The organism is Vibrio aerogenes (assembly GCF_024346755.1).
Taxonomy (GTDB): Bacteria; Pseudomonadota; Gammaproteobacteria; order Enterobacterales; family Vibrionaceae; genus Vibrio; species Vibrio aerogenes.
In genome coordinates, this window is sequence record NZ_AP024862.1 from 879,748 (window position 1) to 897,162 (window position 17,415).

A 17,415-nucleotide genomic window follows, 5' to 3' on the forward strand; every position below is an offset into this window, starting at 1 on the left:
TCAGCGATCCTTTTTCTGCTTTAATGCTTTCTCTTTCTGTTTGGAAATCCACCAGGTATCCAGCCCGAGATCGTATTGTGGCGTCACAGATGGGCGCTCAAACTTATCCCACATTGCAACCCGGTACTGATTTGAATACCACTGTGGAATCATATAGAAATTCCATTGCAATACCCGGTCAAAAGCACGGCCCAGCACTAATAGTTTATCCGGATCTTGTTGACTGGCAGCAATTTGTTCTGTCAGTTGATCCACCACTGGTGACGTCACACCCGCCCGGTTATAAGTTGAGTCGAGGTAACGGGAATTCCAGATAATCATGAGACTATGATCCGGAAATGCATGCGCCCCATACACAGAAGAAATCATATCAAAATCCCGATCCCGCATACGCTTCGTATACTGAGTGGTATCCACGGTACGGATTTTCATTTCAATTCCCATTTTCCTGAGGTTTTTCTGCAAGGGGATCGCAATTCGTTCCGTTGCCGGACTCGTAATCAACAACTCAAACGATAAAGGTTTTCCTGTTTTTTGATTGGTCATCACGCCATCTTTCACCGCCCAGCCTGCTTGTTTCAACAACCGGAAAGCCTGACGAATCTGCTGACGAATCCGGCCAGAGCCATCCGTAACCGGCGGATTAAATTCCTGTGTATATAAACGAGGCGGTAATTGATCTTTAAACGGTGCCAAAACTTCCTGTTCCGCTTCAGAAGGCAGCCCCTTTGCTTCAAACTCCGTATTACCAAAATAGCTCCGGGTTCGTTTGTACTGGCTGAAAAAAAGATTCTTATTCATCCACTCAAAATCCATCGCATAAGTCAGCGCCTCACGAACTTTTGGATCCTGAAATACAGGACGGGTCGTATTGAAGATAAACCCCTGAGTCGCAGCGGGTTTGTGATGCTCAATGCTTTCTTTCACAATAGAGCCATTCTCAAAGTTTGGTCCGGTATACGCCGTGGCCCAAAGTTTTGCCTGTCCTTCAAGCCTGAAATCAAATTCACCCGCTTTGAAAGCTTCCAACATCACCGTATCGTCCCGGTAATAATCGTACTGCATTAATTTGAAGTTATTTCGTCCGACGTTGACGGGCAGATCTTTGGCCCAGTAATCATCAACTAACCCATAAGTCACACTCTGACCCATTTTATAACTGACAATTTTATAAGGCCCACTGCCGACAGGTGGCTTACTAAGTGGCTCAGAAAAATTCTTATCTTTCCAGAAGTGTTCAGGCAGCACCGGCAAACTTTCGACCAGACCAAATAACTTATCTCTGTCAGGGTTCTTCATTTCAAACCTGGCCGTATGGTCATTCAAGGCTTTCACCGTAAAGTTTTTATACAAAACCCGGAATTGTGCGACACCTTCCTTCATGAATTTCTGAAAACTAAACGCCACATCATGCGCAGTAATCGGGACACCATCATGAAAACGCGCCTTCGGGTTGATATCCACTTCGAGCCATGAATAATCATCGGAATAACGGATTTTTGTTGCGATCAGTGGATAGTAAGCATCAATTTCATCACTGGGGGAATACATCAGTGCGTCATAAAGTGTTTCGGAGTCAACCGCTGCAACCCCTCTGGAAGCATAGCGATTAAAGTTATCAAAAGTACCGATCACACCAAAAACAACCTTTCCATATTTGGGGGCATCAGGATTGACATAATCAAAATGCTCAAAACCCGGCGCATATTTTGCCTGACCGAAACCAACCAGATGTGTGGTTGTAATCACTTTGCTAAAGCCTGCTGTACTTAGCAATAATAATGTACAGCCCAAAATAACTGACTTAATTTTTCCCATAAAAAAGATCCCTGTTTATCCCCTTTATCCCGGACACCGCGATATGTTCAATCCCACGTTCTGTATTTTCTGATCATTGAAAAAGGTCCACTCTGTAAAAATGACTCACGATCATGGGTTTAGTTCCCTTTTCAGACCGTTGTTGCTTTTCTGCCATCACTCAACCAGAGATTCCAGTAGCAACGCATCATGTCGCCAGGTTGATAATTCAAGTGCAATGACATCTGAACCGCAAAAAATACGGCGCTGTTGAAAAATAGCAGGTGTTCCTGCTGTTGCTCTCAGGCTGAATGCCGTTTCACCAACTAAACTGCCAAGAGAAATACTATCATGGATATCAGAAACTGTGATGAGCGGATCCTGCGCCTGAGCTTCAAAAAAATCGTAAAAGCTCTCATTTTCAACAATATGTCGGCAAATTTGTAAATTCATCCAGTAAGTGACCAAAGCAACCGGCCGGGTTTCCAACAGTCTTAATGTTTGAATATAGTAGAGTTCACTAAATGGCGGCAGCTTCATCAATTGAATCGCATGTTTATCCGCCAGTCTTTTTTCACGCTTCAACAGATGGATATCCGGCTGACGTTCCTGCGCTGTTGCTAACGCCCGGAAAGTGCTGGCGCTTGAGATAGGGACCCGCAAACGCGGAGGGGAAATAAACCATCCCCGCCGGTCTTCACGATATATCAGGCCATCGGATTCAAGCAAAGACAGTGCTTCTCTGAGTGTTACTCTGGTTGTATGAAATGATTCTGCAAGCTGTCTTTCAGATGGCAATTTCTGACCGGCGGATAACGTTCCCTGCAGAATTTGTTCTTCTATCGTTTCTTTAATTTTTATATATTGCACATATAACCTTCATCTGAAAAATATCCGGTATGGCATGCCTGTGTCAGCTTCTCTGATAGCGCAGGTGCTAAAGCCAGAATTCCCGCGAATCACAACACATTCAGGCAGATACTGAAAGCATATCATGTAATTCAGACAAGTGTTGTATTTGATAATCCACAACAATATTTTCCGGCACCGCATCCTGAGCCGGATTCAGCCAACAGGTCATAAAGCCAAAACGGGAACCACCAAGAATATCAGACTGAACATTATCACCCACCATCAGCACTTTGGACTTGTCGGGCTGTCCCATCTGCTGATAAGCATAATCAAATATTGCAGGATCAGGTTTGGCTTTCCCCACCGCTTCAGAAATCACAACATGGTCGAAAAAGTGCCGGACCTGATGCTTTTCCAAACGTTGCGATTGTAAGTGCACCATTCCGTTGGTAATTAAGCCAAGTTTTACCCGCCCATACAGAGACTCTAAAAGATTTTTAGCTCCGGGAAGCAACGCCGATATTTCAGCCATTGCATCCAGAAAACGCAGATTCAGCTCTTCCGTCGTGACCGACAACTGCTCAGCCCAGCGGATAAAACGCTGATGCTTCAGGGTCGCCGAATCAATTTTTCCATCCTGGTAATCAATCCATAACTGTTTATTCAAGCGTTGGTATTCCAGATATTCTTCCTGTCCAAAGTGAATCCCTAACCGGGAAAACATGGTTTTCAAACCAGAAAAATTATCAAACCGAAACAAAGTCTCATCCGCATCAAACAATATCCAATCATATTTCATAAACACATCCAATTTATCAATTATTTCCGGATCATCAGATCCTGCTATCAGATAAGAGTTTATACTGTTTTTTATTTTGATATAATCTCTTAAAAATGAAACTAACTGTTTCCTGAAAGTTTACAATCTATGCTAAGTCATCCATTTTCATCATTGCCGGTTTTTATTGCTGTCGTCGAATCTGGCAGCCTGTCAGCAGCCGCACAAAGGCTGAATATTACTAAATCAGCGGTCAGTAAACGTTTAACACAGCTTGAAAGTGTCCTTGGCGTCAGACTTTTTCACAGAACAACCCGAACCATTCACCTGACGGAAGCTGGTCAGCGATACTACTTTCATGCCTCACAGGCATATCAGTGCGCACAACTGGGCATGGATGCTGTCGCTGAACTTCAGGGGCAGCCACAGGGAGTGCTGAAAATCACCGCCCCCATGTCTTTCGGTGTTCGTCATATCGCCCCTTATATCGCAGAGTTCATGCGTTTATATCCGAAAATTGAGATCGACTTACAGCTTGAAGATCAAATGGTGGATCTGGTTCAGGGCGGGTTCGATATGGCGATCCGGATCGGGCATTTACCGGTTTCAAACCTGATTGCGAAAAGGCTGGTTGTCTGTAAAAGCGTTCTCTGCGCAGCTCCGCATTATATGTCCAGCAATCCAGAGCCCCGGCATCCTTCAGATCTACGGTCCCACAACTGCCTGACTTATGCTTATTTTCGCGGCAGCGAATGGCGTTTTTATCAAAAAGATAAAGAGTTTAAAGTATTGCCGCGAGGTAACCTGATCATCAACAACAGTGAGGGAATCCGGAAAGCAACACTTGATGGCCTCGGCATTGCACAGCTCCCCACATTTATTGTGGGTAAAGACCTTGCACAAAAAAAACTGCAACCGTTAATGACCGGCTACCATTTACCGGAGCACGCAGTTTATGCTGTTTATCCGGACCGAAAATATCTGCCGAATAAAGTCCGGATGTTCATTGAATTTCTACAGCAAAAATATGGTCAGGATATCCCCTACTGGGATGCCGGAATCAGTTAACCGTTCGTTAATCATCATTTTGTCAAAATCAATCATCAGCATATACCGGAAGCAACAATTCGGCTAACATGATTGAGGGCGTGTTTATCTTTCATCGCCCAGGTACAGTTAAACATCTGAAAATAAAGGATACACAGCGTGAATATATTAAGGGCAACTTCATTCATTGGTTTAATGGTATTGAGTGCATCATCTCTGGCTCAAGTGAACATTTCAGTTCCGGGTGACGTTGAAATTCTGGTTGCAAATGCCATCAAGCCTCATCTGACCGGTGGCGTATTTGATAATGAAAAAACATTAAGCCTTGCAGATGGACAGCAGCAAATTGTTTTCAGATATAAGCCATATTTTGCTCAGGGAAAAGATAATATTGGTGTGGAAAGTGATGCCATTGTCGCCAGCTTTACTGCAGCTGATAAGGATCTGTCTTTCAAACTACCTAAATACAGACATGCGAAAGACGCGCAAAAATATATCAAAAATCTTCAGTGGTCACTGGTCGACAAACAAAATAATCAGGTAAAGCTCAAAGAAGATAAACTGCTGAAAGAAGGCATGCAGATTGGCCGAAACTATCTGACAGAAATTGCTGTGTATAATCAGTCTCAGGCACCAGCCGCAGTTGCTGCATACGCTCCGCAAAATCCACAAGTCCAGTCATATCAACCGGTCCGGACAACTCAACCCGGCAAACCAGCACCAAAAGGTGCAACAACTCCGGAAACAATGTTGCACTACTGGTATGAGCAGGCTGATGAAGCAGCTAAAGCCCGCTTCAAAAAGTTTATTAACCAACAGTAACCCGTTGGTTTCACTGCTATTATAACTGAAAAACCACCTGAACCTGAGTCAGGTGGTTTTCATTTACTTTATCATGTATTTAGTATCAAGCCGTGCTTATGAGTCACTCAGGGAGTTCACTGTCTGAGAAACATTCTCAGCCCCTTTATAGATTTCATCCATCACAGAAGAAGCCTCCACAATCATGTTTACCCCTCTGTCTGAGATCTCAATCACCTCTTCCATTGATGTGGTCACAGACTGGGTCAACTGCTTATTCTCGGTCACGACTTCGGTGATTTCTGCTGTCGACTCTGCCGTGCGGGAAGCAAGTTGCCGGACTTCATCAGCAACGACGGCAAATCCTCTGCCCTGATCGCCCGCCCTTGCAGCCTCGATTGCCGCATTCAGTGCCAGCAGATTTGTTTGCTCTGCAATCGCCTGGATAGTTGAGACGATTTCTTCAATACTTTGTGACTTATCATTCAATTGCCTGATTTTTGTCGCGGTATCCTGAACCTGACCGGAAATCTGCTCAGAAACAGCAACAGAATCAGAAAGCTTTTGCGCGCCTTCTTTGGCAATCTGAGCGGTTTCCACCGAGGTAGAATAAGCGATTTCAGTTGCCTGGTTCACTGCAATATTCTTTTTCTCCTGTTCAGAGACATCAGAAGCAAATTTGATGACTTTTGTCACTTTACCGTGCTGATCCAAAATAGGATTATATGTTGCTTCCAGCCACAGCTGCTCACCGTAACTATTCAGACGCAAGAACCGGCCACTTTTCGTTTCACCGCGCGCCAAATCAGCCCAGAAAGTCGGATTTTCATCAATAAAAGTCTGATCACAAAACATCCGGTGATGCTGTCCCCGAAGCTGCTCTGCTCTGTACCCAACCGTATTCAGGAAGTTATCATTTGCTCTGATAATTTTTCCGTCCGGTTGAAACTCGATAATTGCTAATGAGCGATCCAATGCAGATAGCACACTTTCCATGTAATGACGGGATTCAGTTTGCTCAGTAACATCACTGGCAATTTTCATCACTTTCTCAACTTTGCCATCCACTTTTACAGGAAAGTATGTCGCCTCAAGCCAGACCAGTTCTCCGGATTTCTTCTTTCGGCGAAATGTCCCTTTCTGCGGTTCTCCACGGGCCAGATTACTCCAGAAAGCCTTATATTCGGATGAAAAACTATCTTCATCAAAACAAAAAATCCGGTGATGCTGCCCGATAATTTCGGATTTTTGATATTCCATACAACTCAAAAGCAACTCATTTGCTTCGAGAATATGCCCGTCAACACTAAATTCTATTGTAGCCATACTTTGACTAATCGAAGCGAGCACTGAGTTGACTAACTCCAGTTGTTCTTGCAAATGAACATTTTCTTGTCGTATTTTGTTGAAAAACATGCAGACACCTATTTATCTATCCCTTACAAAATTAAGCTTTTAAGCCGCATGAGACACCAAGCCTTCATAAAACAACCGGTAAATAATACTTTTAATGATAAAATTAATTGATTACAACTCATGTATTCAATAATTCTATGGTTTAGTTTAGTCGCTATCCTGTTATTTTTCAGGTGACAACTTCAATATAAAATAATTTTTTAGTGATGAAGACCTGAAAAAACCGGTACAAAAACCGATGCGGCAGACCGAAGGGATGGCTGGGATGTGTTTATCTTCTACTGCCTGACCTGTAGCCGCCTGCAAATCGCTCGATCAAGGCGCAAAAATAAACCGGATGGCAGGCTACCGAAGGAAGAAATTGATTGGTTTCTGAGCATTTCTCAACAAACATGTCACTTGAGGTCATCTGGGTATGTCTACAAAACAGAATTGATAAAATTCTTAACCTGAAGCTCTTTTATGATAATCGACTAATTACTTATTTGCGATCAATAACACATCTGTTTTTATTTATTTAATTAATACATTTAACCTGACATTATAAATCATAGGGTGAATCAGAGAATTTATTATAATTTTTAGATAAATTTTTATTTTCTCTGACATTTTATGACTTGAAATAGAAAATAGTGATCATTAAAATTTCTGAAAATTTGAAAAGGGATCACAGTCATGCTAACAGATGAATGTAATAAAATTATTTCAGAAAGTGAGCCTGGAGTAAAAAAACTTATTGTTGATGGGAATACATACTGGCTAAAAATTCATGGCGAGAATAAATCAACGGTGATCAGAAAATTATCTTCGGTCATCTCAAGAATCAGCTTATTTTCACTCTTTCATACGCAATCAGTGATAGACAGTCTGGAGCGCTTTGAACATGAGAAAGCGATGTTGCACTATCTGAAACAACAAAATTTTCGTGTACCCGATATTGATCTTGAGGGGCCGGGATACTTTGTCACTCATGATGAGGGCATCCCATTAAATCAACTGGATAATACACGGGTTAGTCAGACACTTTTAAATAAAGTTTTTCTGACATTTGCACAATTACACAAAAAGAACATTGCGCATGGCCGGCCTGCTCTCCGGGATATTATTATTAATGATCATAATATCCCGACACTCATTGATTTTGAAGAATCAATGATGGATGCAAATCCGACATTACAAGCGAGAGATATTTATATCCTGTTAATGGAACTTTACCGAAGAGAAGACATTAATATTCAACAAAAAGTCAATGCATTACTGATATGGAAATCTGAGGTTTCAGATGAGAACTGGGAAAGCTTATTAAAAATAAATAAATTAATAAAACGAATCTGTATATTACCTAAATTTGTTTTATTATTTAAGAAAAAGAATAAACTCAGCAAACAATTATTAGAAACCGTCGCTTTATTTGAACACCCGGATCTGATGTTGAAAGAACCTGTCACGACGTTTTGACATAATCAAGTACGACATTAAAATTTTTCTGATAACCAATAATCTGATAGCAAATAACAGGATTGGTGTCTCAAATCAGAGACACCAATCCTCTACGTTTTTCTGCTGAATGTTTTTCTGCTGAATGGCTGAACCAGACAAATGCGCCCCTTCCTTGAAGCCAAATAACCCAAATAAAGTCAGCTAAACCAAACCTTTGGCTGTTCAGGCTGAGCGTACAATCAATTTTCTGGGAACCAGTTCAATACCGGGCTGATACCGTTTTGCTGTCGCATTCAATGCAGTTGCCAAAGCGCTATCGGCGATCAACTCAAATTGCTGTGGCATAGAATTGATTTTAAGTGGCAGAAAATCAAGTAAGCGATTGTCACCAAACGTTGCCAGCTGAATCTGTCCCATCAGTTCAATGTTTTCAAGCAAAACATCCAGCACCCCTTCAAGTAAGGTATATGAAGTGACAACAACGGCATCAGGCACCGTTCCTTTTTCCACCCATTGCTGAAAAACGCGTCGTCCTTCACTCCGGTTAAAATGACGGCCATATCCTTGTATCACTTCAATATCTTTTGATTTAATCGCAGATTCGAAACCAAGCTGACGATCTTTAGAAATACTCAGCTCAGGCAGCGCACCTATTAATCCGACCGAAGTCACTGAGCCCTCTAAAACTGAATTAGTCAAATCATGTGCGGCGGTATAATCTTCACTCACAACACATGCAAAATATTCATCATCCAACGGGCGGTCAATCGCAATCACCGGTGTTCCCGTCTTTTGTAGCCGCATATAGTATTCACTGGCCTGGGGAATGGCGCTTGCCACAAACAGCGCATCAATTCGCCTGGCTACCAGAGCATTCACGACTGTTTTTTCAGTGTCAGGATTATCATCAGAACAAGCCATTAATATCTGATATCCGGCCTGTCTTGAATTTTGCTCCAGCAACTTGGATAAGCGGGCATAACTGGTATTTTCGAGATCAGGAATAATTAACCCGAAAGAGCGGCTGTTTCCGGCTCTTAGTGCCGAAGCGGTGTGATCCGGACGATAATCATATGCATTAACAACTTCCATCACTTTTTGCTGAGTCTTTTCACTAATACGGTATTTTTGCGCTTTCCCGTTGATGACATAACTCGCCGTCGTTTTAGATACACCAGCTAACTTCGCCACTTCATCCAGTGTCATATTATTGCCCTTTTTAATGTGCGTCGGTTCAAAGAAATACACATTTTGCTCTACAGTGAAGTTGCATTATATGCTGAATCGATTCACTATAAAAGCTGAAATGATTCAGCAGAATGTCAAATAATGGCAAAACATATATTTATGAGCTATTCATTATTTATCTTCATATTTTATGAATTTTGAAGACATTTTGCTGAGTTTTTTTCAATCACAAACTGAAACGATTCAGCATCACAGGACACATCACTTAGACTGTCAGGTTTCCTTTAGAAAACAACAGCCTGTGTCCGGATAATAAATTAAGCCATTTTTATGGCAAAGGGGCTAAATATGTTGCAACTAACTCCTAATGACATTCAACTAGGACAATCCCAACCAAATAAACAAGAAGCCATTCGGGCAATAGCCACGCACCTGAATACGAAAGGTCTGGTTGATGCCGGCTATGTAGAAGGAATGCTAAGCCGCGAAGCCCAGAACTCAACTTTTCTGGGTAACGGTATCGCGATTCCTCACGGCACAACAGATACCCGCTCTCTGGTCAAAGAGACAGGCGTTGCAATCCATCATTTCCCTGAAGGAGTCGACTGGGGTGATGGTAATACCGTCTACGTTGCAATTGGTATTGCAGCAAAATCCGATGAGCATTTGGGCATTCTGAAACAACTGACCAAAGTTTTATCTGCTGATGGCGTCGAACAAAACCTGAAGCAAGCTAAACAGGCAACAGACATCATTGCATTACTGAACGGTGATGTTCAGCTGGAAGCTGATTTCGATGAGTCACTGATTCAGCTCAACTTCCCGGCAACTGAAATAGCACCGCTACTGGCTGTTGCTGCCGGTCTGCTGAAAAACAAAGCATGCGTTCAAAGTGAATTTGTCACTGATATTGTTGCCAAAGAAGCGACACATATTGGTCAGGGTTTATGGCTTGCAGGCAGCCAAACTGCGGTTTCCCGGACTGGATTAGCATTTATCACTGCTGAGGAAAGTTTCAACCATCAGGGACAACCGGTGAAGGGATTAATCGTCGTTGCAGCATGCAACAAATCTCACCAGCCATTGATGACTAAACTGTCTGAATTCGTATTGAACCAACAACAGGCAAACCTGCTGTCAGCAGATAAAAATGGTGTACTGGCTCAGTTCGGTCTGGCTGAAGAAACTGCACCTTCAGACGCTGCAGGTGTCGTAAAAGCCATATTCAAAGTAAAAAATCCACATGGGTTACATGCCCGTCCTGGCGCAATGTTAGTTGCTGAAGCCAAAAAATTCGATGCAACAATCAAGATTGCGAATCTGGACGGTGACGGTAAAGCTGTCAATGCGAAAAGTCTGATGAAAGTCATTGCTCTGGGCGTGAAATGTGGTCACCAGCTTGAATTCACGGCCGAAGGTGCAGATGCAGCACAGGCTGTTGAAGCAATTGGGGCTGCTATTGAAGCCGGTCTGGGTGAAAGCTAAGGAGCATCAGGATGACGAAGAAAGTAGTCACAATCACGCTCAATCCTGCCCTTGATTTAACCGGCAGCCTTGACACTCTCAATCAGGGCTCTGTGAGTCTGGTCCGCGAAGGATCGCTACATGCAGCCGGAAAAGGCGTCAACGTTGCTCAGGTGCTGAGTGATTTAGGTGCTGAAGTGACAGTCACGGGCTTTTTAGGCCAGGAAAATCAGGATGTCTTTTGCCAACTCTTTGAAACTATCGGCGCAAAGGATGAATTCATCCGCGTTGCTGGTGCAACCAGAATTAATGTCAAACTGGTTGAATCTTCAGGGGATGTCAGTGATATCAATTTTCCGGGTGTAGAAGTTTCATCAGAAGCGATTGCAGCTTTTGAAAAAACGCTGTTCAGGCTGGCCGGAGATCACGAATATTTCGTCCTTGCCGGCAGCCTGCCGAAAGGCGTTTCACCCCAGCAATGTGCTGGCTGGATAAAGCAACTCCATCAACTGGGTAAAAAAGTTTTGTTTGACAGCAGCAGAGATGCGCTGGCCGCTGGTCTCGATGCACATCCATGGCTAATCAAACCAAATGATGAAGAACTTTCTCACTTTGTTGGTCAAACACTAAGCACAGTATCTGAGTGCCAGAGTGCAGCATCGGAGCTCGCTTCGAGACAGATTGAAAATATCGTGGTGTCGATGGGTGCAGATGGTGTGATGTGGCTTCATAACAATGAATGGCTGCATGCTAAACCACCCCGTATGGAAGTTATCAGTACGGTTGGTGCAGGAGATACACTGGTTGCCGGTTTGTGCTGGGGCCACATGCAGGAAATGAAAAAACAGGAACTGCTTACATTTGCAACTGCTTTATCTGCACTCGCGGTAACGCAGGTCGGTGTCGGCGTTCCGGACAGAAATGAATTAGCAACCCTACAACAGAAAATCCAATTACAACCGTATAGCCCTCAGGCTAGTAATTAAGGACAAAGGTCGTAACTATGAAAATTGCCATTATTACCGCATGCCCAAGCGGCGTTGCAAATAGCGTTCTCGCTGCCGGTCTGTTAGAACAGGCGGCAAAATCCTTGAACTGGTCAGCAACTGTTGAATGTCACTCTTCTGTTGTTGATGGCTACACGCTCACTGACAATGATATTGCTGAAGCAGATGCCGTGGTGATTGCTGCAAACTGCCCGGTTGATACCTCCCGTTTTGTCGGCAAAAAAGTATATCAAAGCAATATTTCAGAATGTACAGCTTCCCCTGCTGATTACCTGAAATCTGCGGCAGAAAAAGCTCAGCCGCTGTCTCAGGATCAGGTGACTACAGCAGCACCGGCAGCGACTGCACCTTCCTCCGGCGCTCAGAAAATTGTGGCAATCACAGCCTGCCCGACGGGTGTTGCGCATACCTTTATGGCTGCGGAAGCACTGGAAGATACAGCGAAAAAACTGGGCCATGAAATCAAAGTTGAAACCCGGGGTTCCGTTGGTGCGAAAAACCAGCTGACAGCAGAAGAAATTGCAGCCGCTGATCTGGTTATTATCGCAGCGGATATTGATGTACCTCTGGATCGCTTCAATGGTAAAAAGCTGTATAAGACCAAAACAGGCCCGGCTTTGAAGAAAACTCAGGAAGAGATTGAAAAAGCTTTCGCACAAGCAACTGTCTACGCAGCTCAGGGTGGGGATTCAGCACAACCTGCAACAGAAGAGAAAAAAGGCGTCTATAAACATCTGATGACCGGTGTTTCTCACATGCTGCCGGTTGTGGTTGCCGGTGGTTTAATCATCGCACTGTCTTTCGTCTTTGGTATCGAAGCCTTTAAAGAAGAAGGCACGATGGCAGCGGCATTAATGAAGATTGGTGGTGGTTCAGCCTTCGCATTAATGATTCCTGTACTGGCTGGTTATATTGCCTTCTCGATTGCTGACCGTCCGGGGCTGGCACCAGGTCTGGTCGGTGGTATGCTGGCGAGTTCTATCGGTTCTGGTTTCCTTGGTGGTATCGCTGCCGGTTTCATTGCCGGTTACTCTGCAAAACTTATTGCCGATAAAGTACAGCTGCCACAGTCCATGGAAGCCCTGAAACCTATCCTGATCATTCCGTTTATTGCAACCCTGTTTACCGGTCTGGTCATGATCTACATTGTGGGCGAACCTGTTGCTTCAGTGATGAGTGCAATGACTGACTTCCTGAACAGCATGGGCTCTGCAAACGCGATTCTGCTGGGTATTATCCTTGGCGCAATGATGTGTTTCGATCTGGGTGGTCCGGTGAACAAAGCAGCTTACACATTTGGCGTGGGTCTGCTTGCCTCTCAACAGTATCTGCCAATGGCTGCAATCATGGCTGCGGGTATGGTTCCTGCCCTGGGTATGGGCCTAGCAACCTTCATTGCGAAAGACAAATTCGATAACAGTGAACGTGAAGCCGGTAAAGCATCCTTTGTGCTGGGTCTGTGCTTTATCTCTGAAGGTGCAATTCCTTTTGCGGCAAGAGATCCAATGCGTGTGATTCCATCATGTATGGTTGGTGGCGCAATCACAGGTGCATTGTCAATGCTGTTCGGTGCGAAGCTGATGGCACCTCACGGCGGTCTGTTTGTTCTGTTCATCCCGAATGCAATTTCACCAGTCCTGATGTATCTGGTTGCAATTGCTGTGGGTACAGCAGTCACAGGCTTTGGTTACGCCCTGTTTAAGCCTCGCGCAGAAAAAGCAGCAGCATAAGCCCTGTTAATGAGGTCTGTCATTGATGGGCCTCATTTGCCAGTGTTTACCCCCACTGGCTTTTTTATTTGAACAACACCCCCAGGCCATGATTTATACCAATCTGGAAAATAAACTGATCATCTGGATGTGTCTGGTGGAGCAAACATACAAGGGCATGAATGCCCTTGTTGAAGCGCCCATGGATGGCTTGAGCGGTTTGCGGAACCAGATATATCCGGATCAGAAAATGACTTAGAATGGTATTAAAAAGCCATGATTTAGAAAACCCTGAATAAGAAAAGCCGGACAGATAATCCGGCTTTTCTTATTTTCACTTCAGGCAGACTGTTATTCCCCGTGACAAAATGCAAGCGGGGATGACCTGCTTCTACTGTTCAGTCTCCGGAATCTCCGGCTTTGGCTGAACATAACGACGCCCCTGATCCACAACAGCATTATCTTTCAGGAAATTACGGCCAATTGTCACTGGTGATACACGCTGTTCATGGTAGAGTTTAAACTCAACCGGCTCCTTCACTTCCCCGATTTCGATCCAGCTGATAATCACAGGAATACGCTCCACTGAGCGATCAGCTTTCTCCTTTATCCAGTAATTCACCGGCAAACTCATTGCCGCTTGTGGCTTTTTCGGCAACAAATGGAAAGTGACCCACTGCTGTCCATTGCGTTTGAAATAATGAACTTCCGCAGCATAAATCGAAGATAACTGCTGATCTGTCGCCATATTGGCTTTCAGGGGCAAATCAATGCCCGGAAGCCATATCCACTCAGTCTGTCCCAGAAGTAACCGCCCGTCTCCCATCATTGTATAGTGGGGTATTTCTTTCTTATGCTGTTGCTTTAACTGGGGTTGCTTGCGGGGTTGCGGTTTTATTTCTGGCTGAACAAAATCCGGTATTGCTTCTTGAAGGGTGGCTTGTTCCTGCGTGACTGATCGATGATGAACTGATTGATCAATAGCAGCGCCATGGGGAGGCGCTGTCCGTTGAATCAGCGGCTGGCTCTCCTCCAGAAGCTGAGGATGCACAATTTCTTGTGTTCCTCCCGGAGGAAGCGTCAGGCTATCCAGCCTGGTATGATGCACAGGTACAGTTGAGCTACAGGCTGCCAACCCACCAGCCAATACCAGAGGAACACTACGCTTCCATTGTCGTATCATTCAGTCACCAGTTTATATTTTTTGATTCGCAACCTGAGCAATTGCCTTCGCGACATAGGAAATATCGGATTCACTCAACCCGGCAATATTAATCCGGCCATCGTTCACACCATAGATACCATAGTCATTTCTCAGTTGACCCATTTGCAACGCTGAAAAGCCGATTACGGTAAACATTCCCTTATGAGATTCAATAAAATCAAACGCTTGAGTGCCCTGCTCATCTCTTAATGTTTTACACAACATTTGTCGCAGATTCAATAAACGCTGCTGCATTTCTGCCAGTTCCTGATGCCAGGACTGTTTCAAATCCGGGTCCTGAAGCACAGTGCGCACCAAAGCCGCGCCGTGATCTGGTGGCATTGTGTACGTTGCCCGGGCAAGTGTCAGGATTTTTCCTTTGGCATTCGTTGCATCAGACGCATTCTTCCCGATCACAATGGCAGCACCGGTCCGCTCCCGGTAAAGACCAAAATTTTTCGAGCAGGATGACGTAATCATCATCTCTTCAACCCGTTCAGCCATCCAGCGCAGACCTTTTACATCTTCTTCAAGGCCATCACCAAAGCCCTGGTAAGCAAGGTCCACAAATGGAGTGAAGCCATTCTTCTGAGCCAGCTCCGTCACTGCCTGCCATGCAGCAAAATCAATATCTGCGCCCGTAGGATTGTGACAACATCCATGCAGTAAAACAATATCCTCAGATCCCGCTTTTGACAAATCGTCAAGCATACGCGGGATATCGACACGCTTGGTTTCCCGGCAGAAATACTGATACTGTTTCACTTTCAGCCCCGCGGCTTCCATCACCGGACGATGATTGACATAGCTGGGGTCACTCAACCAAACGGTCGAGCCCGGCTGTGCGGTATGAATCAGATCGCCCAGCATTCGCAAAGCACCACTGGCACCTGGTGTTTGTACTGCCACAAGTCTGTCAGAGACAGGCGTCGCTTCGCCAAGCACCAGTCTGGCAATACATTGATTGAAAACCTCATCCCCGGCCAGCCCGACATAGGATTTGGTGGTCTGTGTTTCCATCAGACGGGATTCTGCAGAACGGATCGCACGCATGATCGGCGTCTGCCCCTGATTATTACGATATACACCAATACCAAGATCGACTTTATCCGGACGGTTGTCCTCACGGAATGCAGAAGAAAGAGAGAGAATAGGATCCAGAACCGGATCCGGAAGATGAGAAAACATGGGACACACAACCTCTGATTACTTATCACTGAATTCTCAAGTAAACACCAGATTTTAAAAAACCAAAAGTATTTTTTGTTGTCAGCGCTCAGGTAACCACTCCCCTGCGCTGTTTTGCAAGTCATCTGCGACTGCATTGTATGACGCCGGGCCGACTCATTCCGGCAGATGCGATCATTGATTTCCCCCTTTGATGGCATCTGCCGGTCATTTCAATTCCCCGGGTTTGCGTCAGTTGTCTTCTGCCGTCTTCACCCTTGAATCTGTGGGAACAGCGTTGTAATTACTTGACATGAATGCCTATCAGCACCTGCATTTCATTATTGCTGGTATCATTGTAAGCCGTCACGTTGTTCACACTGTTGTATTCCCAGTCAACCACTTCATATGAGACTTTCGCATGGAATGAAACATGCTCATTAAAGCTCTCTTTAAAGTGAAGCGCGGGTTCAATATGAGCACTTACCCATGTATATTCAGAATCGGGCGTATAATATGCCTCAATATAGTTCTCTATTTTAAAGGTGAAGCCAGCGCCAAGCGGTAACGAGTAGGTCAGATAGTTTTCAGTACCGGCCTGATAGTCGTACTCATCTTCAGCCTTGTCGTAATAATTTAAGTTGTACAATGCCAGACTTAAGTTCCAGGAGTCTGATAAATCACCGGAGAGATAAAAGTTTGTTTCCCAGCCGCTGATATCTTGCAGGCTGTTTTCATCAACAGTCCCCACCTGAGTCCATAGCTCAATGCCAAAGTCCATTTCTTTGCCAAACAGAGAAACTGTTTTATCCAGAAAAGGAGAAAAAATATACTGCCCCTGGTTCCAGCCTTTGTTGCTATTGCCGTGTTCCCATCTGGCATCGTACCGGTAAATATAATTCAGGGTCACATCATACCCGGCAAGCTCACCAACTTTTTGTCCAATGCCAAATTCTGTATCCCAGCCGTCCTGATTTGCTGAATCGTTGTTATCAAAATAATCTTTATCCACATCAAACCAGAATCTGTAATCATCGTTGATCGTGTAAGAGCCCTTGCCAAGAGTCCATTCCGTATGTGCTGAACCATCTCTGAATTCACGCTGCTGAACTTCACTGGTCAATGATTTCAATTCTCCTGAGACGGCTCCCATACTCACAAGTGATAAACCAATCCATGTTGCTATTACACGTTTTTTTATTTCCATATTTCTATTCATTCCATCTGTGAAAAAAACGAGATACTGTTAAATCAAGCTCATCCAGACTGAGCAAAAAATAAGCATCACATCTTTAATTTTTTAACCTAACAATATAAAAAATAAACAAGTCAAATAAACGACCTGCATCAAATGCTTTCAATAAAACAATCAATTAAAATTGCACCAAAATGTGTCACTACGCACTAAAATGATGATTTATCAATGAGTTATATTGAAAATCAAAATTAAAATACCATTTTAAAATTAACCATTCAATATAAATGACTACAATTAAATTGATTTAAATAATTAATCTGCAAAATCAGACTCAGAATGTAATTTAT

General features: G+C 44.1%; 15 protein-coding genes. 7 read left to right on the forward strand and 8 right to left on the reverse strand.

The window, feature by feature from the left end:
• From OCV29_RS21440 to yjjG, 3 genes are all read right to left on the reverse strand, one after another.
• Positions 1 to 1,818 carry an extracellular solute-binding protein gene (locus OCV29_RS21440; RefSeq protein ID WP_073604853.1) on the reverse strand — a complete coding sequence of 606 codons (1,818 nt, stop codon included), beginning with the start codon at positions 1,816 to 1,818 and terminating at the stop codon, positions 1 to 3.
• A gap of 156 nt (positions 1,819 to 1,974) precedes the next feature.
• Entirely contained in the window at positions 1,975 to 2,667 is a 693-nt protein-coding gene (locus tag OCV29_RS21445; RefSeq protein ID WP_073604854.1) for a GntR family transcriptional regulator, read from the reverse strand.
• Between the two features lie 100 nt (positions 2,668 to 2,767).
• Positions 2,768 to 3,448 (reverse strand): pyrimidine 5'-nucleotidase, encoded by a 681-nt coding sequence (yjjG, locus tag OCV29_RS21450; protein ID WP_073604855.1) that lies wholly within the window; start codon positions 3,446 to 3,448, stop codon positions 2,768 to 2,770.
• A 129-nt stretch (positions 3,449 to 3,577) separates the two neighbouring features.
• On the opposite strand from yjjG, the gene OCV29_RS21455 reads away from it, so the two are divergent.
• A complete protein-coding gene (locus OCV29_RS21455) occupies positions 3,578 to 4,495 on the forward strand; it encodes a LysR family transcriptional regulator (RefSeq protein WP_073604856.1) in 918 nt (305 codons plus the stop codon).
• Positions 4,496 to 4,633: 138 nt separating this feature from the next.
• Complete coding sequence (locus OCV29_RS21460; RefSeq protein ID WP_073604857.1) at positions 4,634 to 5,296, forward strand: DUF2057 family protein; 663 nt, start codon at positions 4,634 to 4,636, stop codon at positions 5,294 to 5,296.
• Positions 5,297 to 5,392: 96 nt separating this feature from the next.
• On the opposite strand, the gene OCV29_RS21465 is transcribed toward OCV29_RS21460, so the two are convergent.
• Positions 5,393 to 6,691, reverse strand: a complete 1,299-nt coding sequence (locus OCV29_RS21465; protein WP_073604858.1) for a methyl-accepting chemotaxis protein — start codon at positions 6,689 to 6,691, stop codon at positions 5,393 to 5,395.
• Between the two features lie 675 nt (positions 6,692 to 7,366).
• Here OCV29_RS21465 and OCV29_RS21470 point away from each other — a divergent pair.
• Entirely contained in the window at positions 7,367 to 8,149 is a 783-nt protein-coding gene (locus OCV29_RS21470) for a BUD32 family EKC/KEOPS complex subunit (RefSeq protein ID WP_073604859.1), read from the forward strand.
• Between the two features lie 204 nt (positions 8,150 to 8,353).
• On the opposite strand, the gene cra is transcribed toward OCV29_RS21470, so the two are convergent.
• Complete coding sequence (gene cra / locus OCV29_RS21475) at positions 8,354 to 9,337, reverse strand: catabolite repressor/activator (protein ID WP_073604860.1); 984 nt, start codon at positions 9,335 to 9,337, stop codon at positions 8,354 to 8,356.
• Positions 9,338 to 9,667: 330 nt separating this feature from the next.
• On the opposite strand from cra, the gene fruB reads away from it, so the two are divergent.
• The 4 genes from fruB to OCV29_RS21495 are packed head-to-tail and all read left to right on the forward strand — an operon-like array spanning position 9,668 to position 13,758.
• Entirely contained in the window at positions 9,668 to 10,804 is a 1,137-nt protein-coding gene (gene fruB / locus OCV29_RS21480; protein ID WP_073604861.1) for a fused PTS fructose transporter subunit IIA/HPr protein, read from the forward strand.
• Between the two features lie 11 nt (positions 10,805 to 10,815).
• Positions 10,816 to 11,769, forward strand: a complete 954-nt coding sequence (gene pfkB, locus OCV29_RS21485) for a 1-phosphofructokinase (protein WP_073604862.1) — start codon at positions 10,816 to 10,818, stop codon at positions 11,767 to 11,769.
• Between the two features lie 17 nt (positions 11,770 to 11,786).
• Entirely contained in the window at positions 11,787 to 13,520 is a 1,734-nt protein-coding gene (fruA, locus tag OCV29_RS21490) for a PTS fructose transporter subunit IIBC (RefSeq protein ID WP_073604863.1), read from the forward strand.
• A gap of 22 nt (positions 13,521 to 13,542) precedes the next feature.
• Positions 13,543 to 13,758, forward strand: a complete 216-nt coding sequence (locus tag OCV29_RS21495) for a hypothetical protein (RefSeq protein ID WP_139281641.1) — start codon at positions 13,543 to 13,545, stop codon at positions 13,756 to 13,758.
• A 132-nt stretch (positions 13,759 to 13,890) separates the two neighbouring features.
• Here the strand turns inward: OCV29_RS21495 and OCV29_RS21500 are convergent, their stop codons facing one another.
• The 3 genes from OCV29_RS21500 to OCV29_RS21510 form a co-directional block, all read right to left on the reverse strand.
• Positions 13,891 to 14,682 (reverse strand): putative ATP-dependent zinc protease, encoded by a 792-nt coding sequence (locus tag OCV29_RS21500; RefSeq protein ID WP_084193424.1) that lies wholly within the window; start codon positions 14,680 to 14,682, stop codon positions 13,891 to 13,893.
• A gap of 12 nt (positions 14,683 to 14,694) precedes the next feature.
• A complete protein-coding gene (locus OCV29_RS21505; protein ID WP_073604866.1) occupies positions 14,695 to 15,891 on the reverse strand; it encodes an amino acid aminotransferase in 1,197 nt (398 codons plus the stop codon).
• Between the two features lie 283 nt (positions 15,892 to 16,174).
• Positions 16,175 to 17,077 (reverse strand): hypothetical protein, encoded by a 903-nt coding sequence (locus OCV29_RS21510; RefSeq protein ID WP_073604867.1) that lies wholly within the window; start codon positions 17,075 to 17,077, stop codon positions 16,175 to 16,177.
• Positions 17,078 to 17,415: the final 338 nt, after the last annotated feature.